This is a genomic window from Mesorhizobium sp. B2-4-18 (assembly GCF_006441385.1).
GTDB classification, from domain to species: Bacteria; Pseudomonadota; Alphaproteobacteria; order Rhizobiales; family Rhizobiaceae; genus Mesorhizobium; species Mesorhizobium australicum.
Genome location: NZ_VFUW01000011.1, coordinates 150,893 through 171,567 on the forward strand (window position 1 = coordinate 150,893; position 20,675 = coordinate 171,567).

Sequence of the window (20,675 nt, forward strand, 5' to 3'; positions counted from 1 at the left end):
CAAAACCTACCGGATGGCGTCGAGCACCTGCCGCTGCCGGTGCATTTCCAGGAAAATACGGTAGTCGCGATCGAAGCGGGGGCCGGCCGCCGGGTTGGCGGCGCGTGTCTTGCCGCCCTGCTGCATGGCAAGGCAGGCGGCGTTGAGATCGGGGAACAGCCCGGCGGCGGTCGCCGCCACCATGCCGGTGCCGAGCAGCACCGCCTCGTCGGCCAGCGGCTCGACCACCGTACAGCCGGTGGCGTCGGCATAGAGCTCCATCAAGAGCGGGTTCTTGGTGTGGCCGCCGGTGACGTGCAGCGTGTCGATCAGGTAGCCGTTCTCATTCAGCGCCTCCAGCACATGGCGCACGCCGAGCGCGATGCCGACGGCGGTGCGCCAGTAGAGCTTGCACAGGCTGTCGAACGACGAATCCAGCGTCAAACCGCTGACGACGCCGACGGCGTGCGGGTCGGCCAGCGGCGAGCGGTTGCCGTGGAAATCCGGCAGCACATGCAGCCGCGCGGCAAGGTTCTCGCCCTCGGCGGCGCGCAGTTCGGCGACGCGCCCGGCAATCCTGGCATGCATGGCCGCGTTCGGCTCGCCGCCGGCGCCGTGCCAGCGGATGATGTGGTCGAGCAGCGCCCCGGTCGCCGACTGGCCGCCTTCCGATAGCCACAGCTTCGGCAGCGCGGCGCCGTAGTAAGGGCCCCAGACGCCGGCGAAAGGCTGCGGGTCGGGCGACATCGCCATGACGCAGGAGGACGTGCCGGCGATCAGCGCCAGATGGCGGCCGATATTCTGGTCGTCGCCGGCAAAACCGCCGAGCACGCCAAGCGCCCCGGCATAGGCATCGATGACGCCTGCGCCGACGCGGCAGTTTTCGGTCAAGCCGAGTTCCGCCGCTGCCTGCGCCATCAACGGACCGATATCGGCGCCAACCGGGCTTGCCTTTTCGGGCAGATTGCCATGGTCAAAAAGATCGTCGAGGCCGACGAGTTCGAAGAAATCGCGCTGCCATGCGCTGTCCTGGTGCGCCAGATAAGTCCATTTCGCTGTCAGCGTGCATTGCGAGCGGGCCAGCGAGCCCGTTGCCTGCCAGGTCAGGAAATCGGCCAGGTCGAACAGGTAGCCGGCTTCATTCCATGTCTTCGGTAGATTACGCTTCAGCCACATCAGCTTCGGCGTCGCCATCTCGGGCGACATGACGCCGCCGATATAATTCAGCACCTCGTGGCCGCTCGCCGTGCATTCGTCGGCTTCGGCGATGGCGCGGTGATCGAGCCAGACAATGGTGTCCCAGCGCTTGTCGCCGGTCGTCGACACACTGAGCTGGCCGCCTTGCCTATCCCGCACGACCAGAGAACAGGTGGCATCGAAGGAGATGCCGGCGATATCCCCGGCGGCGACGCCGGCCTTTTCCCGCGCGGCACGCACGGCGGTGCAGACGGCGGACCAGATATCGCGCGAATCGTGCTCGGCATGATCCGGCTTCGGCTGGTTCATGGCGATCGGCCGCTCGGCACGGCCGAGCAAGGTGCCACTGGCGTCGAGAATGCCCGCGCGAGCGCTCCCGGTGCCGACATCGACCGCGCAGACAAACTGTTTCGTCAAGATGCTCTAACTCTCGCTCCCAGGCCTGCAATCAGATCGGGCAATTGCAGCATGTCAGCGAATATAAAGTCCGGTTCGGTCGACGCAAGCCGCGCTTTCAATGCCGGATTGCCAGCGTGCGCGCCACCGGTAAAGGCAAGGACGCGCATGCCTGCCGCGCGTGCGGCGGCGACACCGGCCGGGCTGTCCTCGATGACGAGACATCTGCGCGGATGGGCTCGCATGGTGGCGGCGGCGTGGAGGAAAAGGTCGGGCGCCGGCTTCCCCTTGGCAACCATGGCCGCGCTGAACAGATGCGGCTCCATCAGCGTCAGCAGACCGGTGACGTCGAGCGCGTAACGGATGCGTTCCAGCGTGCCGGAAGAGGCGACGCAGTACGGCAGGCCGAGCTTCGGCAGCATCTCCTTGACGCCGGGGATCGGCTTCAGCTCCTCGCGAAACTTTCGCATGAGCTCGACGCGCATGGCGGTGAGATGCTGATCGGTGATCTCCAGGCCGAAGTCGCGACCAAGGATCTCACGCACGCTCTTCATGCTCTTGCCTAGGAAATACTCGTAGGCAGCGTCCTCGCCGAGACTGCCGCCGGCGAGTTCGATCATGCCGAGCAGCGCCGAGACGGAGAGCGCCTCGCTGTCGACCAGCACGCCGTCGCAGTCGAAGATGACCAGTTCAGGCGTCATGATGCCGGCTGGCTCTCAGAGCTTGCCGGCGAGGTAGCGCGTCAGCGTGGCGCGCGTGCCATTGGCCCAGAGCACGTTGAGCACGTGGGCGAAGGCCTCGACGAAGGCGGCGGCGCGGCCGACGTCGCCATAGATATCGTCCATCGCAAGCCACGCGGCGGGCGCGTCCTTTGCCGCCTTTGCCGTTGCCTTCAGCCGGTCCCAGCTCGGGTCGTTGGGCTCGATGACGGCGCCGCTATCCGTCGTGCCGAAGCAGTAGCGGCACCAAAGGGCCGATTCCAGCGCCAGTCCGGCAACGCCTTTGCCGGCCTTCAGCCGGTCGGCGATGGTCGGGATGATGAATTTCGGCTGGCGATTGGACCCGTCGAGGCAGAGCCGGCGCACCGTGTCGCCGATCTTGGGATTGGAGAAGCGCTTCTCGATGAGCTGGTAATAGTCTTCCAGCACCGTGTCCGGCACCGGCGGCACCGTCGGGATGATCTCGTCGTGCTCGAGCTTGTCGAGGAACCCGCGCACCAGCGGCTCCTGCATCGCCTCATGGACGAAGTGGATGTCCATCAGCCCAGCCGGATAGGCTATCGTGGCATGGCCACCATTGAGGATGCGGATCTTCATCAGCTCATAAGGGGCGACGTCCTTGACGAACTGCACGCCGACCTTTTCCAGCGGCGGGCGGCCATCGGTGAAATGGTCTTCCAGCACCCATTGCCGGAACGGCTCGCAGAACACCGGCCAGTTGTCCTCGATGCCAAAATCGTCGGCGAGGATCTTGCGCTCGCGGTCGCTGGTGGCCGGCGTGATGCGGTCGACCATGGCGTTCGGGAAGGCGACCGTCTCGCTGACCCAGCTCGCCAGATCCTCGTCGATCAGGCGGGCAAGGCCGATAACACCATCCGACGTGACATGGCCGTTGTGGGGAATGTTGTCGCAGGACATCACGGTGAACGGCACGATACCATCCTGGCGGCGTCGCACCAGCCCGGCCAGGATAATGCCGAACACAGTCTTCGGTGTGGCGCCCGGCTGCGCGTCGGCGACGATGTCGGGATGGGTCGGGTTGAAGACGCCGGAGGCCGGGTCGATGAAATAGCCGCCTTCGGTGATGGTCAGCGAAACGATCCTGATCGCCGGATCAGCCAGCCGATCGATGATGGCGGCGGCATCTCCCGGCATCAGGAAATCGATCATCGCGCCGGTGACGCGGGCGCTCATATGGCCCTCGTCCTGCTCGACCACTGTGGTCAGCCAATCCTGCTCTTCAAGCTTGCCGCGGCCGATCTTCTCGCCGTCGAACACGCCGGCGCCGACCAGCGCCCAATCATGACCGATGCCCTGACCGAACAGGTCGTCGAGATAGACGGCCTGGTGCGAGCGGTGAAAATTGCCGACACCGAAATGCACGATGCCGGCTTTCAGCGCCGAGCGGTCATAGTTCGGACCTGCGACCTTGGGCGGAAGCCTGACGAGGCTCGAGGACGAAAGTTTCACGGTCATCTGCTTTACCCTTTGGCCGATTTGCAGCCCGACTGTTTCGCCTCCTTCGGGAGGGCGAGGATGAGGGGCCGCACCTGGTGTTCCAGCATGCGGCCCCTCACCCGCCCCCGCGGCGCCTTCTCCGGAGGAAAGAAAGAGGCGCCGTCCCCCTCAAATCGTTCTTTTCAACTCATCCATTGGCCGCCATCGACATTGTAGGTCTGGGCGACGATGTATTCGGCTTCGTCACTGGCTAGGAACACGGCCATGCCGGCGAGGTCTTCCGGCTTGCCCATGCGGCCGTAAGGCACGCCTTCGCCGACCAGCCGCTTTTTCTCGCCCTTCGGCCGGTTCTCGTATTTGGCGAACAAGGCATCGACCTCGTCCCACATGTCGCTGTCAACGACGCCGGGCGCGATGCCGTTGACGTTGATGCGGTGCTTGATCAGATCGAGCCCGGCCGACTGGGTCAGCGAGATGACCGCGGCCTTGGTGGCGCAATAGACCGCAACCAGCGGCTCGCCGCGACGCCCGGCCTGGCTTGCCATGTTGATGATCCTGCCACCCTTGCCCCGCGCGATCATCGACCGGGCGGCTGCCTGCAGCATGAACAGCGTGCCCGCGACATTGACGGAGAAAAGCTTTTCATAGCTCGCCCGAGATATCTCCACGATCGGGGCCAGGTCGAACAAAGCGGCGTTGTTGATCAGGATGTCGAGACCGCCCGCCTTGTCCTCCACCGCCTTCACCGCCGCATCGATGGATGCCTGGTCGGTGACGTCGAGTTTCACGGCATAGGCGTTGTCGCCGATCGCGGCGGCCGTCTTCTGCGCGGCTTCAAGGTTGATATCGGCGATCGCGACAGTGGCGCCCTCGCGCACATAGGCTTCGGCGAAAGCCCTGCCGATGCCTCGCGCCGATCCCGTGACCAGCGCCGATTTGCCTTGCAGCCTCACTGTCCCATCCTCACCGGCCCATCCTCACTGGCCCACCCTCACTGGGCCATCGCCTTGCCGTCAGCGCCGAAGCGATGCAGCTTGGCCTTGTCAGGGGTGAGATAGATCGTGTCGCCATGGCGGACCGCCAGTTCGCCGTCGGCGCGCACCGTCAGCGGCCCGACGCCGTCGGCTTGAACGTGCAGGAACGTGTCGGAGCCCAGATGCTCGGCCACGCCGACCGTCGCCTTCCAGTCGCCCGCCGTGGTCGATATCTGCATATGTTCGGGCCGGATGCCGATGGTCTTGGCGGTGTATTTGCCAGCCGGCGCGCCTTCGATCAGGTTCATCTTGGGCGAGCCGATGAAGCCGGCGACGAACAGGTTCTTCGGCGTCTTGTAGAGTTCCATCGGCGAGCCAACCTGCTCGATATTGCCGGCGTTGAGCACGACGATCTTGTCAGCCATGGTCATCGCCTCGACCTGATCGTGGGTGACGTAGATCATCGTGGTTTTCAGCTGATGGTGCAGTTCGCTGATCTCCAGCCGCATGGTGCCGCGCAGTGCCGCGTCGAGGTTGGACAGCGGTTCGTCGAACAGGAAGGCCGAGGGCTGGCGCACAATGGCGCGGCCGATGGCGACGCGCTGGCGCTGGCCGCCGGAGAGCTGGCCGGGGCGGCGTTCGAGGTAATTGGTGAGGTTGAGCACGCGCGCCGCGTCCTTCACCTTCCTGTCGATGGTCGCCTGGTCCTCGCCCGCCATCTTCAGCGGGAAGGCGATGTTTTTGGCCACCGTCATATGCGGGTAGAGCGCGTAGGACTGGAACACCATGGCAAGCTTGCGCTTGGCCGGCGCCTCGCCGGTGACGTCGCGGCCATCGATGTTGATGGTGCCGCCGCTGGTGTCCTCAAGGCCAGCGATCAGCCTGAGCAGCGTGGACTTGCCGCAACCCGACGGGCCGACGAAGACTACGAACTCGCCGTTTTCGATCACCAGGTCGAGGCCGGGGATGATGGACGTCGAACCAAAGGACTTGGAGACGTTCTTGAGCGTGATGTTTCCCATGGTTTCCTCCCCGAGGGCTGTTTTTCGCCGATTGCTTCAGGCAATTTCCGTCACTTCACCGCGCCAAATGTCAGGCCGCGCACCAGCTGCTTCTGGCTGAACCAGCCCATGATCAGGATCGGCGCGATGGCCAGGGTCGAGGCGGCCGAAAGCTTGGCCCAGAACAGGCCTTGCGGGCTGGAGAAGGAGCTGATGAAGGCGGTGAGTGGGGCGGCTTCCGTGGTGGTCAGCCGGATCGTCCAGAACGCCTCGTTCCAGGCCAGGATGATGTTGAGCAGCATGGTCGAAGCAATGCCCGGCACCGCCATCGGCGTCAGCACGTACCAGATTTCACCCCACAAGGATGCGCCGTCCATACGCGAGGCTTCCAGGATTTCGCCCGGGATTTCGCGGAAGTAGGTGTAGAGCATCCACACCACGATCGGCAGGTTGATCAGCATCAGCATGATCATCAGGCCGATGCGCGAGTCGAGCAGGCCGAGATTGCGGAAGATCAGGTAGATCGGGAACAGCACGGCGACCGCCGGCATCATCTTGGTGGACAGCATCCACATCAATATGTCCTTGGTCCGCTTGGTCGGCGAAAACGCCATCGACCATGCCGCCGGAATGGCGACCAACAGCGCCAGGATGGTCGAGCCGACAGAAAGCAGCACCGAGTTCAGGAAGAACTTGAAGTAACCGCTCTGCGCCTGGACCTCGGCATAGCTCTCGAAAGTCCCGGACGGGATCAGGTTGAAGCCCTGGATCGCCTCCTGTTCCGACTTGAACGAGGTGATGATCGTATAGAGGATCGGAAAGAAGATCAGCAGCGCGACGGTCCAGGCGGCAATTGTCGCGATTGTCTTGTGCTGGGTGGTGACTGAGCGTGCCATCGTATCCTCCCTTACTTGTCCAGGTTCTTGCCGACGGCGCGCATGGCGAAGAAGGCGACGACGTTGGCGAGAATGACGGCGATCACACCGCCCGCGGATGCCTGGCCGATTTTGAATTCCAGCAACGCCTTCTGGTAGACGAGGAAGGGCAGGTTGGTGGAGGCGTATCCAGGACCGCCATTGGTGGTGACCAGGATCTCGGCGTAGACCGAGAGCAGGAAGATCGTCTGGATCAGGATGACGACGGTGATCGCCCGCGACATGTGCGGCAGCGTCAGATAGATGAAGCGGCTGATGAAGCCGGCGCCGTCCATCTCGGCGGCTTCCTTCTGCTCGCCGTCGAGCGACTGCAGCGCGGTCAGGAGGATCAATGTCGCGAAAGGCAGCCACTGCCAGGCGACGATGATGATGATCGCCGTCATCGGATGCTGCCCGAACCAGTCGATCGGCTGTGCCCCGAAGAAGCGCGCTATGTCGGCGAACACGCCATATTGCGGGTGCATGATCATGTTCTTCCACACCAATGCGGCCACCGGCGGCATGACGAAGAACGGCGAGATGACGAGGATGCGCACGATCCCCTGGCCCCACATCGGCTGATCGATGAGCAGCGCCAGCAGGATGCCGCCGATCACCGTGATCAGCAGCACGCTGACCACCAGGACAAGCGTGTTGAGGATCGACTGCAGGAAGGCCGGATTGGAATAGAACAGCGCGTAGTTGGAGAAGCCGACGAACCCGTCGCGCATCGGATTGAGCGGATTGTACTGCTGGAAGGAGAACCAGATCGTGATGACCAGCGGCACGATCATCCAGACGAACAGCAGCACCACGGAAGGCGCCATCATGAATCGGGCAAGCGAACGGGTCTGCTGAGTAGCCATGACGGTCACCCTTCAAGGATCAGGCTGAATTTTCACAGGCTCTGGAAAGGCGGCCGCCCGAACTGGGTTTCGGGCGGCCGGTGCCGGTCGAGGAGGTGACCGGCGTTCGGCACCGGGAGGAGCCTTACTTGATGTAGCCGCCCTCGGTCATCGCCGCGGTGGAGGCGTCCTGGGCCTGCTTCAGCGCATCGTCGACGCTCGACTGGCCGGCAAGAGCCGCCGAGAAGAGCTGGCCGACGGTGGTGCCAAGGCCCTGGAATTCAGGGATGGCGACAAACTGCACGCCGACATAGGGCACCGGCTTGACGGTCGGATGCGTCGGGTCGGCGGCATTGATGGAGTCCAGCGTCATCTTGGCGAACGGAGCCGCCTTCTGGTACTCGGGATTGGCGTAGAGCGAGGAACGCGTGCCCGGAGGCACGTTTGCCCAGCCTTCCTTCGACGCGACGAGCTCGGCATAGTGCTTGCTGGTCGCCCAGGACACGAACTTCTCGGCGGCGTCCGCCTTCTGCGTGCCGGCCGGGATCGCCAGCGACCACGCCCACAGCCAGTTGCCGCGCTTGCCTAGGCCATTGTCGGGCGCCAGGGCATAGCCGACCTTGTCGGCGACGGTGGAGTTCTTCGGGTCGGAGACGAAGGAGGCGGCGACGGTGGCGTCGATCCACATGCCGCACTTGCCCTGCTGGAAGAGCGCCAGGTTCTCGTTGAAGCCGTTGGACGAGGCGCCCTCGGGACCGTCGGCCTTCATCAGGTCGACATAGAACTGCAGCGTCTTCTTCCATTCCGGCTGGTCGAACTGCGGCTTCCAGTTCTCGTCGAACCAGCGGGCGCCGAAGGAGTTCGACATGGCGGTCAGGAAAGCCATGTTCTCGCCCCAGCCGGCCTTGCCGCGCAGGCAGACGCCGTTCACGCCATTGGCGCGGTCGGTCATCTTGTCGGCCGCCTGCTTGATGAAATCCCAGGTCGGGGCGTCGGGCATTTTCAGCCCAGCCTTCTCCATCAGGTCCTTGCGGTACATGACGAAGGAGCTCTCGCCGTAGAAGGGCGCGGCATAGAGCTTGCCATCGACCGAAAGGCCGCCGGCAATGGCCGGGATGATGTCCTTGGCGTCATAGTCGTCGCCGAGCTTGTCGAGCGGCAGGAGCCAGCTCTGCTTGGCCCAGATCGGAACCTCGTAGGTGCCGATGGTCATCACGTCATACTGGCCACCCTTGGTGGCGATGTCGGTGGTGACGCGCTCGCGCAGCACGTTCTCTTCGAGCGTGACCCAGTTGAGCTGGATGTCCGGGTTAGCCTTGGTGAAGTCGTCGGTCAGCTTCTGCATGCGGACCATATCGCCATTGTTGACGGTGGCGATGGTGATGGATTCGGCGTGTGCGGCGAACGCAAGCGTGCTGGCCGACAACAAGCCCAGGGTGAGCGTGCGAAGTTTCATCAAATTCCTCCCATAAACCAAGTTGAGCATTTGCCTTGGTTGTGAGCAATTACTCACTTAGTCTTAATTATGTCAAGCCGGATTCGATGCTGCAGCGCAGCACACGGCCGGCGAATGGGGCGGAGGTTCGGCGACAGGGCTCGGGTTGCCGCCGTCTGGAGTCCAGGCGGCGGGGCCAAAGCCTCTCGAACGGGATGTCGTTTGTTGCCCCGGTCTGACGTCAGCTTATGTGCCGGTCAGCAGGCGATCTCGGCCAGCAGCCAGTCGCGGAAGGCGCGGATCTTGGGCACGTTGCGGCGCGCCTCGGGGTAGACCAGCCAGTAGGCGTGCCCGTCGTCGCCGACCAGCTCGAATGGCTGGATCAGCCGGCCGTCGGCGAGTTCGGCCTTGAACAGCGCCCGGGTCAGGATCGCCACGCCATGGCCCGATATGGCCGCGTTGGCTTCATAGGCCTGCGCGCCCATGCTGCTGCCGGGCCGCCTGGCAAGGTCGTGGCTGTGCACGCCGGCGGCCTCGAACCATTGCGTCCACCAGATATCGCTGGGATCGAGGATCGGCAGCTTGAGCAGGTCGGCCGGTTCGTTGATGCCGCCGATGCTCGCAGCGAGCTTCGGGCTCAGCATGGGCGTGAAATCGGCATCGAGCAGCTTGTGGGCTTCCAGCCCCGGCCATTTGCCGCCGCCAGAACGAATGGCGAGGTCGACATCCTCGCGGGCGAAATCCGTCAACCGGCTCGACGTGTCGAGCCGCACGGCAAGCGAGGGATGCGCGATCTGGAATGCGCCCAGATGGTGCGCCAGCCAGTTCGAGGCAAAAGTCAGCACCGTGGTGACGCACAACAACCCGTCCGCCCCGCCGCGCGCGGCGGCATAGGCCTGGCTAAGAATGGCAAAGGCCTCGCTGACCGCCGGCGCCAGGCGCTGGCCGGCTTCGGTCAGTTCGATCTGCCGCGGCCGGCGCAGGAACAGCGGAGCGCCGACGCGCTCCTCCAGCACCTTGATCTGATAGCTGACCGCCGCTTGCGTCATGGCGAGTTCGCCAGCGGCCTTGGTGAAGGAAAGATGCCGCGCCACCGCCTCGAACACCCGGATCGCCTGTAACGGCGGCAGCTGCGAAACCTGCGGCGCGCTGAGATCAGGCATAAAGCCTCCTTATGGATCGTTATCGACGTTCGATTGGCAAAAGCGGCCGGCAAGGCCGACATTCATCCTCAACCCGTCATTCGGGTTCAGGATAACGAAGGTTGACGCTCATGACCATGGCGCAGCAAAAATGCACTCCCGCCCCCGATCATCGCTGGATTTCGTGGCTTGCGGACGGATTCGGCTGGTTCGCGACCCGAAAAAGGGCGCATCTCGACGTCAGGGACCTGTCGCCGCATCTGCAGCGCGACCTCGGTTTCCTCGATGGCAACGACCCTTTCGGCCGGCACCAATAGCCTTGCTGGCTTTATCGCGAAGCCGTCAGATACTGGCCAGCAGGGCGGCCGCCGTCCGCTCGTCGGTGATGAGCCCGTTGACCAGCCGTCGGTTGACCGCCGCCAGGATGCCGGGCAGCTTGCGCTCGCCCATGGCGAGCGCGATCACCAGCGACTTCTCGCGCGACGGCAGCGCCGCCGACGACACCCGGTCATTGGTGATGCCGTCGATCATGCGGCCCTCGCGATCGAACACCCAGCCAACGATTTCAGCGACGCCGCCGGCCTTCTGCAAGGCTTTCAGTTCGCTTTCGGAAATGAAGCCATCCTCGTAGAGCGGCGCCTTCGGGCCGAGGTCGCCGATACCGATGAAGGTGACGTCGGCCTCCGCCGCAAGCACCAGTGTCGGCTGGATCATCGGCTGGTTGAGCAGCATCTCGCGCTCCTGCGGCGAAGAGGCGATGACCGGCAGCGGCATCGGGAAGGACCGCGCCTTGACCCTGTCGGCCATGGTGAAGATGACGTTGTAGAAGGCAGCGGACCCGTCCGGCGAGATGTTGCCGGTCAAGGACACCACCTTGTGCTGCGGGCATTCCATCGGCGGCAATTGTTCGATCGCCGCCTTCAGCGTCCGTCCGGTGCCGATGCCCATGACGATCGGCGTCGGCGACCGCAGCCGCCGCTCGATCTCGGCGGCCGCCGCTTCGGCGATGCCGATAGTGGTGGAGGATGAATTGGGGTCGCTCGGCACCACCTCGACCAGGTCGAGCGCAAAGCGCGATTTCAGCCGCGCGGCGAGATCAAGGCAGTTGGCGATCGGATGATCGACGCGGACCTTGATCAGGCCTTCCGACACCGCCAGCGACACCAGACGCTGCGCCGTCTGCCTCGATATGCCGAGCGTGGCGGCGATCTGGTCCTGTGTGTTGCCGGCAACATAGTAGAGCCAGCCGGCGCGCGCCGCGTCGTCCAGCCTGTTGCTGCCGCCATCCTGCCGGGTATTCACGTCCTGCCTCCCGAAACCGCCGATCATCAGGCGGTCGTATCAGTTTCGCAGGGAATGACCGCCTGCGCAATTGTCAATCGCAAGAGCAAATGCCTGCGCCGAAGCAGCGGTGATTTCTCCGCAAACATCCTATCGGAGAAAGCGTCGCGGGTCCGTTTCCCCATCTGAAGGCATGTTCAATGGCCGCCAAAGGTTTATCTCGCGGCGCAAACCCTTTAAGGGATCGAAAAAAGGAGCGCTGCATGACACCGAAGGCGGTTTTCTGGGACATGGACGGGACGCTGGTCGACAGCGAACCGCTGCATGAGGCAGCCCTCATCGCAGCGATGCGCAATGCCGGCCTCACGCCTCCGGCCGATCTGCACGAACGCGTGCTCGGCGTCGCCGCCTGGCCGGTCTACGAAATGATGCGCGACGAGTTCGGGCTGCAACTGCCCTTCGACGAATGGATCGTTCACAAATATGAGCATTACCTGCCGCTGGTCGAGGGGCTGAAGCCGCGCCCAGGCGCCATCGAGATCTTCAAGGAGTTGCGCGCGCTCGGCGTGCAGCAGGCGGTGGTCTCAAACTCGGATCGGATGATCGTCGACGCCAATCTGCATATGGTCGGGCTGACCTACCCCGGCATGAAGACGATCAGCCGCAACGATGTGCGGGAAGGCAAGCCGCACGCGGAGCCTTTCCTTCGCGCCGCCTATCTGGCAGACGTCGATCCCGCGCACGCCGTCGCGGTCGACGACAGCTGGCCGGGCGCCATGGCGGGCTTGGCGGCGGGAATGAAGACGATCTTCTGGCCTGAAAAGCCGATGGAAGGACCGCCCGGCGCCATTGTCATCAACAGCGCCGGGGAATTGCGGGCTCAGCTCGGACTGTAGCGTTCAGTTCCGGTACACCGGCTCCTGCTCGTCGAGGATCGCCTTCAACTCGGCGAGATGACGTTCGGCCTGGCCGGGATAGTTGTCCATCTCGCTCGCCGCCTTCTCGGCGATCGCGTCGGACAGGGTGCGCAGCGGCCGGCCCGTCCACAGCGCCTTGATGTAGGTCTCGGCGGCACGCTCGAAATAGAACATGCGGTTGAAGGCGTCGGCGACGGTGTCGCCGATGACCAGCACGCCATGGTTGCCCATCACCATCACCTTGACCTTGGGGTCGGCGAGAAGCTGCGAGCAGCGCTCGCCCTCTTCCTCGAAGGCCAGTCCGCCATAATGGGCGTCGACGACGTGACGGTTGAAGAACATCGCCGAATTCTGGTCGATCGGCGGCAGCGTCGAGTCGGCAAGCGAGGCCAGCACGGTGGCGTGGATCGAATGGACGTGCATGACGCAGCGCGCGTGCGGCACGTTGCGATGGACGGCGCCGTGCAGGCCCCATGCCGTGGGGTCGGGTGCATTCGGCCCGGAAAGCGTCTCGGGGTCGTTGGCGTCGATCTCGATCAGGTCGCTGGCCTTGATGCGCGAGAAATGCACTTGGTTTGGGTTCATCAGGAACCTGGTGCCGTCGTCATTGACCGCCAGCGAGAAATGGTTGGCCACCGCCTCATGCATGTTGAGCCGCGCCGTCCAGCGGAAGGCGCAGGCGAGATCGACGCGCTCTTCGTAGAAGGGCAGGTTGGTCAGCGTTTCCTTCTGCAGGCGGGCGATGCTCATCGAAAATATCCTCCGGTTTGGCCCAGAATGCCGCGCGCCGCTGGTGCCCGCAACCGCTTTCGCTTGGTGCAGAAGACCAGTTATGCCGCGGTGCTTGCGGCGCCAACGGTTCGCAGTCCGCCGTGCTCGATGATGAAATCGATTACCTCCCGCAGGCCCTTGCCGCGCGAAAGATCGGTGAAGCCGAACGGCCGCTTGCCGCGCATGCGGCCGGCGTCGCTCTCCATGACGTCGAGATTGACGTTCACATAGGGCGCAAGATCGCTTTTGTTGATGACCAGGAAATCGGACCGCGTGATCGCCGGGCCGCCTTTGCGCGGGATTTCTTCGCCCTGGCAGACCGAGATGACGTAAAGCGTGAGATCCGCAAGGTCCGGCGAGAAGGTGGCGGCAAGGTTGTCGCCACCGGATTCGATGAAGATGATGTCGAGGTCGGGAAACTTGCGGTTGAGCTCGGCGATCGCCTGCAGATTGATCGAGGCATCCTCACGGATGGCGGTGTGCGGGCAGCCGCCGGTCTCGACGCCGACGATGCGCTCCTCCGGCAGCGCCTGCAGCCGGGCCAGCATCATGGCATCTTCCCTTGTGTAGATGTCGTTGGTGACGACGGCGATGGAGAACTCGTCGCGCAGCGCCTTGCAGAGTTTTTCGGTCAGCGTCGTCTTGCCGGAACCGACGGGGCCGCCAATGCCGATACGAAGGGGGCCGTTGGGTTGTGTCATGTCGGGAACTCCATGATGGCGAGGATCGCGAAGCCGAGCCCGATCAACAGGCACAGCGGCGAATAGAAACTGGAATCGAGCCGAGCGAAAGGCTGTTGCGGCGCCAGCCGGCGCCACCAGGGCGTGAAACCGGCAATGCCGCGCCCAAGGAACACCAGTCCGATCAGCATCGCGGTGGCCGCGAGGCCCTGCTTGGGAAACGGCGAGGCAAAGAAACCGATGAGCGCCAGCGGCCACAGCGTTGCCAGGCCGAGGCAGGCGGCAACGGCGAAACTGGCGAACGGCGTCGGCATTTCGTCGACGCCGCGAAAGCCGACGACAGCGTGGGCGCAGGACGCCGCGTCCCTGCCCGGCCAGACGCCGCCTATGCCCCAATAGACATGCAGCGCCGTGACCAGCAGCAGGACGAAGGAGAGGACGAAGGCGAGGAGAATCATGAACGGAACAGCCGCGAATACTGGGTTTCGTGCCTCATCGCCATGACGTCGGAGACGAAGGCGCAGCCGCCGAGGTCGTCCAGTGTCGAGCGGGACGCGCGTCCCGCGGTCGCCAGTGCCAGCGACTCAAATCCCGCCAGCAGCGTGGTGGCCTCTTTCTGGCCGACGACACCGAGCCTGATCGCCGCCTGGACGAGATTGGAGAAGAAGGCCTGCAGGAAGGCGGACAGCGCGTCGTGCAGCGCAATGCCATTGCCGCCGGCCACGGCTCCGACGGCCACGCAATAGGCGCAATCGGCCGGCAAGCGCTCCAGCACGGCATTGGGCCAGGCGGCGGCTGCTTTGAGGAAGGCCGCGCCTTGCAGCATGGTCTCGGCGTGGCGTTCGCGCGAGCCGGCCAGTGCCTCGGCCAGTGCGACAACCTCGGCCAGATCGCCACCTTCACGGGCGCGGCGCCAGCTTTCGGCGAACAGCACGGCATCGTTCCAGCCCGAGCCCATCTCGACCAGCGCCTCCAGCCAGCCGGCAAGGCCGGCGGCATTGGTCACCAGCCCATCATGCACCGCGCGCTCGAGGCCATGGCTGTAGGCAAAGCCGCCGACCGGAAAGGCCGGCGACAGCCACGCCATCAGCCGCAGCAGGGCGATGCCGGACGGCTGGTCAGTCATGATCATGGTGGTGATCGTGCGAATGCGCGTGGCTGTGCGCATGCGCTTCGCTATGGCTGTGCGCATGCGCATGGCCGTGATCATGCCCGCCGGAATAGGCGCCGCGCACCGGCTTGAACGGCTGGGAGACGTCGCGCACCGTGGCGCCTAGCCCCTCCAGCATGGCCTTGATGACATGGTCGCGCAGGATGAGGATGCGGTCTGCCTCGATGCCTGCGGCGAGATGGCGGTTGCCGATATGCCAGGCGAGTTCGGCGAGATGCACGGCGTCGCGGGCGCGGATGTCATAGACCTCTTCGGGCGCCGCGATGATCTCGATGTGGCCGCCATCCTCCAGCACCAGGCGGTCGCCATCGTTCAGGGCGACAGGCTCGGGCAGGTCGACCAGCACCTTGCCGCCGTCGGCAAGTTCGATGGCGCGACGGCGCAGATGCCGCTCGTCATGGGCGAGAACGGCACGGCCGGACGGCGCGGTGGTCGCGGCCGCGCCGGCGGGCAATACGGAGACGGCGCGCGGGAATTTGGTGAAGTCGGTGTTGAGGTTGAGCTTCATTTCATGGAACCTCCATCAGAGCGCCGCGCGTCCCCTTGGACGCGCAAAGGATGCTCTAACATGTTTGAACCTATGCATCGTGCTTTCCGAAAATCGATTCCGATTTTCGGACCGATGCATTGGCTTGCGCCCGGGTCCGGGCTGGCCGCGCCAGAACGCGATCGAAATAGGCATTGACGCGCTCGGAGTCGATCGGGAAACGGCCGGCACGCGCCCAGCCGCCCATGTCGCCGAGCAGAACGTCGACGGCGGAAAACCGGTCGCCGAGCGCGAACGGCTTGTCGCCGAGCCGGCGCTCCAGCGCCTTGACCTCCGTGGCGAAGTCAAAGGCCGCGGCAGGACCGACATCGACCCGCACCTCCCTGGGCAGGAGGAAACGGTGGCGCAATTTGTTCCACAGCGGCGCCTCGAACTCGCTCTGGGCAAAATGCATCCAGGAATCCATTTCGGCGCGGCCTGCGAGACCGGGATTGGCGCCCATGCCTTTATCGGCGTGCTTGTCGGCGAGATAGACGCAGATCGCCGCCGAATCCGTCACCGTCAATTCACCGTCTATGAGGATCGGCACCTTGCCCGACGGATTGAGCGCATAGGCTTCGGGCGAGCGCAGCTTGACCTCGACGAACTCATAGGGCTGGCCGAGTTCCTCCAGCATCCAGAGGACGCGACTGACCCGGGATCCGCGCGATCCGACGGCCTTGTACATCGTTGAACCCTGCCTTTCCCGAGCAGCCTAGTGCATCCGCAGCCGTCATACGATCGTGTCGAAGAGCCGCAGGATGAACGATATCTGGTAGATCAGCGCCGCCGCGACGAAGGCGATGTGGAACCGGCGGTCGCGCACCAGGATCGCGACGACGCACAGCACGACGAAGACCGGCGTGCGGAACAGATACTCGCTGCCGAAGCGGGCGAAATGCTCAGGCCCCTTCAGCAAAGTGTCGACCACGTCGAGCAGGTAGGTCGCCGCCAGCAGGCCGAAGAACCAGGCGCGGCGCGAATAGAAGAAATCCTCGTAGCTGGTGTAGTCCAGCATCGAATCCGGAAACAGCAGCGCGCAGAGCAGGAACAGGGTGATCGCGTAGAAAATGATGAACAGGTACTTGCCGAAGGTCCATGTTTCGATGGTGTAGAGGCCGAACTCCCACCACCAGAAATGCACCAGCATCAACAGCACCGAGGCGACCCAGGCCAGATGCACCGTGTAGAGCCGGTATTGGCCGGGATGCTGGACAATGCGCGCCACCCCCGACAGCAGGCGCGCGACGCCAAGCCCGATCACCATGCCCATGACGATGCGAATATGCGGGAAAATGTCGTGGGCGGAGGCTATTTGCTGGTCCATAGATAGCTAATAATGCTCTCGATGCTATGAAAAAGCTCTAGCGGACCACGTGGTGCTATTCGCGAATAAGCTGATCCGATGACCACGGCGTGCCGGGAAAATAGTCATGGTCGAGAATTTCCCTGATCGAATACGGACAGTCCGCGGGGAAATTGCCCTCCCTCAGGCCGGTCTCGTCCGCCGCCTTCAATCTCGCTATTTTGAATTCTCGTCCGAGCCGCCGTCCCGGATAGGCTTTCAAGCTAGGGCTTTCATCGAGCAGATCTTCGATCTGAAATCGCTGCTCGCGGATGGTCAGCAACCATCCAGCTTTGCGCCTTTCGGCCTGAAATTCCCATTTGAGCAAATGCAGGAGCAAGGTGCCAAGTCTACTCGCAATTTCTCTTTTGTCGCTCCGCCCCAAGCTCTCGATCTCCTCCGCCAGGTTATCGCGATCGAGGTCTGAGAGGCGACCTTCGCGCAACAGCGCGCCTTGCTCGGCGCACCACTGAGCATAATCGGCCTCATAGGGCGTCAATTGCTGTTTTCGAAAAATCTTGTTCATTTAAGTGATATTGCTCTCAAAGCACGTAATTTCCAAGCCAGACGGAAAAGGTAGACCCTTATCCGAACCCTTCGGCGCAACATTCCGCTGCCGCAGTTGACGAAGCGCATGCGCTTTCATGGCAGTTCATTGCCCATTCATGAATTTCAGCGGAACGTCTCAAAACAGAAAGTACCTTTGCGCCATCGGCAGCACGGTCGCTGGCTCGCAGGTCAAGAGTTCGCCATCGGCGCGAACTTCGTAGGTTTCCGGATCGACCTCGATATGCGGCGTGGCGTCGTTGAGCACCATCGAGTGCTTGCCGATGCCGCCGCGCGTGTTTTCGACGGCGACGAACTGCTTGTCGACGCCGAGCCGGCCGTGCAAACCGGACTCGAGCGCGGCCTTCGAAACGAAGGTCACCGACGAATTGGTCCGGGCTTTGCCATAGGCGCCGAACATCGGCCGGTAGTGCATCGGCTGCGGCGTCGGGATCGAGGCGTTGGGGTCACCCATCGGGGCGGCCGCGATCATGCCGCCGATCAGCACCATGTCTGGCTTGACGCCGAAGAAGGCCGGGTTCCACAGCACCAGATCGGCGCGTTTGCCGACCGCGATCGAGCCGATGTCCTTCGACAGGCCATGCGCGATGGCCGGATTGATGGTGTATTTGGCGATGTAGCGGCGGACGCGGAAATTGTCGTTGTCGCCCGTCTCCTGCGGCAATGACCCGCGCTGGCGCTTCATCTTGTCGGCCGTCTGCCACGTGCGGATCGCCACCTCGCCGACGCGGCCCATGGCCTGGCTGTCCGACGAGATGATCGAGAAGGCGCCGATGTCGTGCAGGATGTCCTCGGCCGCGATGGTCTCCTTGCGGATGCGGCTTTCGGCAAAGGCGATGTCCTCGGGGATCGACGGCGACAGATGGTGGCAGACCATCAGCATGTCGAGATGCTCGGCGAGCGTGTTGACCGTGTAAGGCCGCGTCGGGTTTGTCGAGGACGGGATGACGTTGGGCAGGCCGCAGACCTTGATGATATCGGGCGCATGGCCGCCACCGGCGCCCTCGGTGTGGAAGGCATGGATGGTGCGGCCCTTGATCGCCGCCACCGTGTTCTCGACAAAGCCGCTCTCGTTGAGCGTGTCGGTGTGGATCATCACCTGGACATCGTAATCGTCGGCCACCGACAGGCAGCAGTCGATCGCCGCCGGCGTCGTGCCCCAGTCCTCGTGCAGCTTGAGCGAGCAGGCGCCGCCCAGCACCATCTCCTCGAGCGCGGCCGGCAGCGAGGCATTGCCCTTGCCCGACAGGCCGATATTCATCGGGAAGGCGTCGAAGGACTGGATCATGCGTGCCATGTGCCACGGCCCCGGTGTGCAGGTCGTGGCCAGCGTGCCATGCGCCGGACCGGTCCCGCCGCCGAGCATGGTGGTGATGCCCGACATCAGCGCTTCCTCGATCTGCTGCGGGCAGATGAAGTGGATATGCGCGTCGAAGCCGCCCGGGGTCAGGATCTTGCCCTCGCCGGCGATAATTTCCGTGCCGGGGCCGATGATGATGGTGACGCCGTCCTGCGTATCCGGATTGCCGGCCTTGCCGACGGCCGCGATGCGGCCATCCCTCAAACCTATATCGGCCTTGAAGATGCCGGCGCTGGCATCGATCACCAGCGCATTGGTGATGACGGTGTCGACCGCACCTTGGGCACGGGAAACCTGGCCCTGACCCATGCCGTCACGAATGACCTTGCCGCCGCCGAATTTCACCTCCTCGCCATGGATGGTGAAATCCTTCTCGACCTCGATGAAGAGTCCGGTGTCGGCAAGCCGCACCTTGTCGCCGACCGTCGGGCCATACGTCTGGGCGTAGGCGGCACGCGTTAGTCTGGCCATCAGCGGTTGCTCCCGAAATGCGGTGTTGGTGAAGCCGGGCTGCACATTGCCGCCCTCCAATGGTCACGCAATGACCCGCTGGGCGACACCTTCCGGACCCATTTGGCGGTTGAGGTTGAAGGGTCACCCCAAAACGACCGTTTGCCAAATCGATGGAAGGAAAATCCATGCGCAAAACGACAATTCTTGCAGCCGCCGCCAGCCTGATGCTGGCGGGTGCCGCCAGCGCCCAGCAGCAGCCCGCGCAACAGCCCGCCCCGACTACGCCGGCTCCAGCCGCGCCCAGCGGTCAGCAGGCCGCGCCGGCGATCCAGAGCGTCAACGTGATCGACATCAGCGAGTTGCCGAAGGACACCCAGACGCAGGTCAACCAGGTCATTGCCCAGCGTGGCGATGCCGGCCTGCAGAAATTGCGCAGTTCGATCGATGCCACCCCCAAGGTGAAATCCGCCCTCCAGGCCAAGGGCATGACGTCGGCCCAGGTGGTCGCGGCCAGCATGGAGCCGAACGGCGCGCTGACCCTGATCACCAAGAAAGCCAGCTGACGAACCGGCGCGGCGGGCCGGTATCCGGTCCGCCCACCGAACCGGAGAGGGAACCGTGACAGGGCTGGGGACGTTTCGTTTCAAAGGCCTTGAAGCAAACTGCGAAAGCGAACGATGACCCTCACCACCCTGCCCGATCCCCGATGCCATGCGCGATGGTTGCATGTCATTGCCGCGGCTGCGTTTCTGGCGGCGAGTGTCCCGCGGGCGGCGCTCAACGCGCAGGGCCTGGAAAGTCCCGAGACCGTCGACCGCATCGTCGGATCGCAAGTTAACCAGGAAGAGGCCAAGACGACCGCTGAAATCGGAAAAGTCAGTTCGGCGATCGACCGCACGCGCGAAAACATCAGCACGGTGCGCAAGACGTCCAAGCTCGACAAGGTCGATATCGTGTTCCTCACCGACGCGGCGCGCAGCGAAGGCGGCCCGCCGCCAGCCATCGAGAACAAGGTTCGGCAGCATCAGGACGATGTCACTGAGCTGCGCAAGGAGATCGAGGCCAACGCCCTGCTTTTCAATGCCCTCGATTCGCGGCGCGTCCTTGCACAGGACGTTCTCGCCGTGGAGTTCGACGATCCGGGAAAGATCGTCATCTATGCGGCCGCCAAGCCCTCGGGCTGAGCCCCACGCAGCGCTTGCGCGCGCTGGCCTTGCCGGCCACGCATAAGAAGCCCTCACAGCTTGCCCATCACCTTCTGCTGGAAGCCATGGATTTCACGCTTGCCGCCAAGCGGCACCAGCGTGACGTCCCGTTCCTGCCCCGGCTCGAAGCGCGTTGCGGTGCCGGCGGCGATGTCGAGGCGCATGCCGCGCGCCCGTTCACGATCGAATTTCAGCGCCTCATTGGTTTCGTAGAAATGATAGTGGCTGCCGACCTGGACCGGTCGGTCCCCACTGTTGGCCACTTTCAGGATGACGGTCGGCAGACCCTTGTTGAGCTCGATGTCGCCTTGAACGGGGATGATTTCGCCTGGGATCATG

24 protein-coding genes are annotated in these 20,675 nt (G+C 63.8%); 4 read left to right on the forward strand and 20 right to left on the reverse strand.

Features of this window, described 5'->3' with window-relative positions; genetic code table 11:
- Positions 1–6: 6 nt before the first annotated feature.
- The 9 genes from FJ527_RS24300 to gcvA all read right to left on the reverse strand — a co-directional run bounded on the left by FJ527_RS24300 (position 7) and on the right by gcvA (position 10,081).
- Complete coding sequence (locus tag FJ527_RS24300) at positions 7–1,593, reverse strand: FGGY-family carbohydrate kinase (RefSeq protein ID WP_140824226.1); 1,587 nt, start codon at positions 1,591–1,593, stop codon at positions 7–9.
- A complete protein-coding gene (locus FJ527_RS24305) occupies positions 1,590–2,273 on the reverse strand; it encodes an HAD-IA family hydrolase (RefSeq protein ID WP_140824227.1) in 684 nt (227 codons plus the stop codon). Before FJ527_RS24305 ends, FJ527_RS24300 begins: the two co-directional genes overlap by 4 nt.
- A gap of 15 nt (positions 2,274–2,288) precedes the next feature.
- The gene (locus FJ527_RS24310; protein WP_140824228.1) at positions 2,289–3,767 is read right to left on the reverse strand and encodes a mannitol dehydrogenase family protein; all 1,479 of its coding nucleotides are present in this window, start codon (positions 3,765–3,767) and stop codon (positions 2,289–2,291) included.
- Between the two features lie 164 nt (positions 3,768–3,931).
- Positions 3,932–4,702 carry an L-iditol 2-dehydrogenase gene (locus tag FJ527_RS24315; protein ID WP_140660188.1) on the reverse strand — a complete coding sequence of 257 codons (771 nt, stop codon included), beginning with the start codon at positions 4,700–4,702 and terminating at the stop codon, positions 3,932–3,934.
- A 38-nt stretch (positions 4,703–4,740) separates the two neighbouring features.
- Positions 4,741–5,745: an ABC transporter ATP-binding protein gene (locus FJ527_RS24320; protein ID WP_015314488.1), complete on the reverse strand. Its 1,005-nt coding sequence runs from the start codon at positions 5,743–5,745 to the stop codon at positions 4,741–4,743.
- Positions 5,746–5,795: 50 nt separating this feature from the next.
- Positions 5,796–6,620: a carbohydrate ABC transporter permease gene (locus FJ527_RS24325; RefSeq protein WP_015314489.1), complete on the reverse strand. Its 825-nt coding sequence runs from the start codon at positions 6,618–6,620 to the stop codon at positions 5,796–5,798.
- Between the two features lie 11 nt (positions 6,621–6,631).
- Positions 6,632–7,504 (reverse strand): sugar ABC transporter permease, encoded by an 873-nt coding sequence (locus tag FJ527_RS24330; RefSeq protein ID WP_140824229.1) that lies wholly within the window; start codon positions 7,502–7,504, stop codon positions 6,632–6,634.
- 124 nt (positions 7,505–7,628) lie between these two features.
- Entirely contained in the window at positions 7,629–8,939 is a 1,311-nt protein-coding gene (locus tag FJ527_RS24335) for a sugar ABC transporter substrate-binding protein (RefSeq protein ID WP_015314491.1), read from the reverse strand.
- A 236-nt stretch (positions 8,940–9,175) separates the two neighbouring features.
- Complete coding sequence (gene gcvA / locus FJ527_RS24340) at positions 9,176–10,081, reverse strand: transcriptional regulator GcvA (protein ID WP_140719280.1); 906 nt, start codon at positions 10,079–10,081, stop codon at positions 9,176–9,178.
- A 110-nt stretch (positions 10,082–10,191) separates the two neighbouring features.
- On the opposite strand from gcvA, the gene FJ527_RS24345 reads away from it, so the two are divergent.
- Positions 10,192–10,377: a hypothetical protein gene (locus tag FJ527_RS24345; protein ID WP_015314493.1), complete on the forward strand. Its 186-nt coding sequence runs from the start codon at positions 10,192–10,194 to the stop codon at positions 10,375–10,377.
- Positions 10,378–10,402: 25 nt separating this feature from the next.
- Here FJ527_RS24345 and FJ527_RS24350 read toward each other — a convergent pair whose 3' ends face one another.
- The gene (locus tag FJ527_RS24350; RefSeq protein WP_140615310.1) at positions 10,403–11,362 is read right to left on the reverse strand and encodes a sugar-binding transcriptional regulator; all 960 of its coding nucleotides are present in this window, start codon (positions 11,360–11,362) and stop codon (positions 10,403–10,405) included.
- Between the two features lie 242 nt (positions 11,363–11,604).
- On the opposite strand from FJ527_RS24350, the gene FJ527_RS24355 reads away from it, so the two are divergent.
- Positions 11,605–12,237 carry an HAD family phosphatase gene (locus tag FJ527_RS24355; protein WP_015314495.1) on the forward strand — a complete coding sequence of 211 codons (633 nt, stop codon included), beginning with the start codon at positions 11,605–11,607 and terminating at the stop codon, positions 12,235–12,237.
- A 3-nt stretch (positions 12,238–12,240) separates the two neighbouring features.
- Here FJ527_RS24355 and FJ527_RS24360 read toward each other — a convergent pair whose 3' ends face one another.
- From FJ527_RS24360 to ureC, 9 genes are all read right to left on the reverse strand, one after another.
- Positions 12,241–13,008, reverse strand: a complete 768-nt coding sequence (locus tag FJ527_RS24360) for a class II aldolase and adducin N-terminal domain-containing protein (RefSeq protein ID WP_015314496.1) — start codon at positions 13,006–13,008, stop codon at positions 12,241–12,243.
- Positions 13,009–13,088: 80 nt separating this feature from the next.
- Positions 13,089–13,730 (reverse strand): urease accessory protein UreG, encoded by a 642-nt coding sequence (gene ureG / locus FJ527_RS24365; protein WP_140824230.1) that lies wholly within the window; start codon positions 13,728–13,730, stop codon positions 13,089–13,091.
- On the reverse strand, positions 13,727–14,167 hold the full coding sequence (locus FJ527_RS24370; protein ID WP_140824231.1) for a DUF3995 domain-containing protein: 441 nt from the start codon (positions 14,165–14,167) through the stop codon (positions 13,727–13,729). The genes ureG and FJ527_RS24370 overlap by 4 nt, the downstream gene beginning before the upstream one ends.
- Positions 14,164–14,835 carry an urease accessory protein UreF gene (locus tag FJ527_RS24375; protein WP_181166468.1) on the reverse strand — a complete coding sequence of 224 codons (672 nt, stop codon included), beginning with the start codon at positions 14,833–14,835 and terminating at the stop codon, positions 14,164–14,166. The genes FJ527_RS24370 and FJ527_RS24375 overlap by 4 nt, the downstream gene beginning before the upstream one ends.
- Positions 14,828–15,388 carry an urease accessory protein UreE gene (gene ureE / locus FJ527_RS24380; RefSeq protein ID WP_140824232.1) on the reverse strand — a complete coding sequence of 187 codons (561 nt, stop codon included), beginning with the start codon at positions 15,386–15,388 and terminating at the stop codon, positions 14,828–14,830. Before ureE ends, FJ527_RS24375 begins: the two co-directional genes overlap by 8 nt.
- Positions 15,389–15,458: 70 nt before the next feature.
- Entirely contained in the window at positions 15,459–16,094 is a 636-nt protein-coding gene (locus tag FJ527_RS24385; protein WP_140824233.1) for a glutathione S-transferase family protein, read from the reverse strand.
- 45 nt (positions 16,095–16,139) lie between these two features.
- A complete protein-coding gene (locus FJ527_RS24390; RefSeq protein ID WP_140660192.1) occupies positions 16,140–16,733 on the reverse strand; it encodes a hypothetical protein in 594 nt (197 codons plus the stop codon).
- A 55-nt stretch (positions 16,734–16,788) separates the two neighbouring features.
- Positions 16,789–17,277 carry a DUF29 domain-containing protein gene (locus tag FJ527_RS24395; RefSeq protein ID WP_140660193.1) on the reverse strand — a complete coding sequence of 163 codons (489 nt, stop codon included), beginning with the start codon at positions 17,275–17,277 and terminating at the stop codon, positions 16,789–16,791.
- 159 nt (positions 17,278–17,436) lie between these two features.
- Positions 17,437–19,152 (reverse strand): urease subunit alpha, encoded by a 1,716-nt coding sequence (ureC, locus tag FJ527_RS24400; protein WP_181166469.1) that lies wholly within the window; start codon positions 19,150–19,152, stop codon positions 17,437–17,439.
- 164 nt (positions 19,153–19,316) lie between these two features.
- Between ureC and FJ527_RS24405 the strand changes: the two genes are divergently transcribed.
- Together FJ527_RS24405 and FJ527_RS24410 are read left to right on the forward strand one after the other, a co-directional pair.
- Positions 19,317–19,694 (forward strand): hypothetical protein, encoded by a 378-nt coding sequence (locus FJ527_RS24405; protein ID WP_140711788.1) that lies wholly within the window; start codon positions 19,317–19,319, stop codon positions 19,692–19,694.
- A gap of 114 nt (positions 19,695–19,808) precedes the next feature.
- A complete protein-coding gene (locus FJ527_RS24410; RefSeq protein ID WP_140660195.1) occupies positions 19,809–20,315 on the forward strand; it encodes a hypothetical protein in 507 nt (168 codons plus the stop codon).
- Positions 20,316–20,368: 53 nt separating this feature from the next.
- Here the strand turns inward: FJ527_RS24410 and FJ527_RS24415 are convergent, their stop codons facing one another.
- Entirely contained in the window at positions 20,369–20,674 is a 306-nt protein-coding gene (locus FJ527_RS24415; RefSeq protein WP_015314507.1) for an urease subunit beta, read from the reverse strand.
- Position 20,675: the final 1 nt, after the last annotated feature.

Excerpts from the sequence above, each read along its gene's own strand:
- FJ527_RS24305 (WP_140824227.1), bottom strand. The coding sequence starts at position 2,273 with ATGACGCCTGAACTGGTCATCTTCGACTGCGACGGCGTGCTGGTCGAC.
- FJ527_RS24310 (WP_140824228.1), bottom strand. The coding sequence starts at position 3,767 with ATGACCGTGAAACTTTCGTCCTCGAGCCTCGTCAGGCTTCCGCCCAAG.
- FJ527_RS24320 (WP_015314488.1), bottom strand. The coding sequence starts at position 5,745 with ATGGGAAACATCACGCTCAAGAACGTCTCCAAGTCCTTTGGTTCGACG.
- FJ527_RS24325 (WP_015314489.1), bottom strand. The coding sequence starts at position 6,620 with ATGGCACGCTCAGTCACCACCCAGCACAAGACAATCGCGACAATTGCC.
- FJ527_RS24330 (WP_140824229.1), bottom strand. The coding sequence starts at position 7,504 with ATGGCTACTCAGCAGACCCGTTCGCTTGCCCGATTCATGATGGCGCCT.
- FJ527_RS24335 (WP_015314491.1), bottom strand. The coding sequence starts at position 8,939 with ATGAAACTTCGCACGCTCACCCTGGGCTTGTTGTCGGCCAGCACGCTT.
- gcvA (WP_140719280.1), bottom strand. The coding sequence starts at position 10,081 with ATGCCTGATCTCAGCGCGCCGCAGGTTTCGCAGCTGCCGCCGTTACAG.
- FJ527_RS24345 (WP_015314493.1), top strand. The coding sequence starts at position 10,192 with ATGACCATGGCGCAGCAAAAATGCACTCCCGCCCCCGATCATCGCTGG.
- FJ527_RS24355 (WP_015314495.1), top strand. The coding sequence starts at position 11,605 with ATGACACCGAAGGCGGTTTTCTGGGACATGGACGGGACGCTGGTCGAC.
- FJ527_RS24360 (WP_015314496.1), bottom strand. The coding sequence starts at position 13,008 with ATGAGCATCGCCCGCCTGCAGAAGGAAACGCTGACCAACCTGCCCTTC.
- ureG (WP_140824230.1), bottom strand. The coding sequence starts at position 13,730 with ATGACACAACCCAACGGCCCCCTTCGTATCGGCATTGGCGGCCCCGTC.
- FJ527_RS24370 (WP_140824231.1), bottom strand. The coding sequence starts at position 14,167 with ATGATTCTCCTCGCCTTCGTCCTCTCCTTCGTCCTGCTGCTGGTCACG.
- FJ527_RS24375 (WP_181166468.1), bottom strand. The coding sequence starts at position 14,835 with ATGACTGACCAGCCGTCCGGCATCGCCCTGCTGCGGCTGATGGCGTGG.
- ureE (WP_140824232.1), bottom strand. The coding sequence starts at position 15,388 with ATGAAGCTCAACCTCAACACCGACTTCACCAAATTCCCGCGCGCCGTC.
- FJ527_RS24385 (WP_140824233.1), bottom strand. The coding sequence starts at position 16,094 with ATGTACAAGGCCGTCGGATCGCGCGGATCCCGGGTCAGTCGCGTCCTC.
- FJ527_RS24390 (WP_140660192.1), bottom strand. The coding sequence starts at position 16,733 with ATGGACCAGCAAATAGCCTCCGCCCACGACATTTTCCCGCATATTCGC.
- FJ527_RS24395 (WP_140660193.1), bottom strand. The coding sequence starts at position 17,277 with ATGAACAAGATTTTTCGAAAACAGCAATTGACGCCCTATGAGGCCGAT.
- FJ527_RS24405 (WP_140711788.1), top strand. The coding sequence starts at position 19,317 with ATGCGCAAAACGACAATTCTTGCAGCCGCCGCCAGCCTGATGCTGGCG.
- FJ527_RS24410 (WP_140660195.1), top strand. The coding sequence starts at position 19,809 with ATGACCCTCACCACCCTGCCCGATCCCCGATGCCATGCGCGATGGTTG.
- FJ527_RS24415 (WP_015314507.1), bottom strand. The coding sequence starts at position 20,674 with ATGATCCCAGGCGAAATCATCCCCGTTCAAGGCGACATCGAGCTCAAC.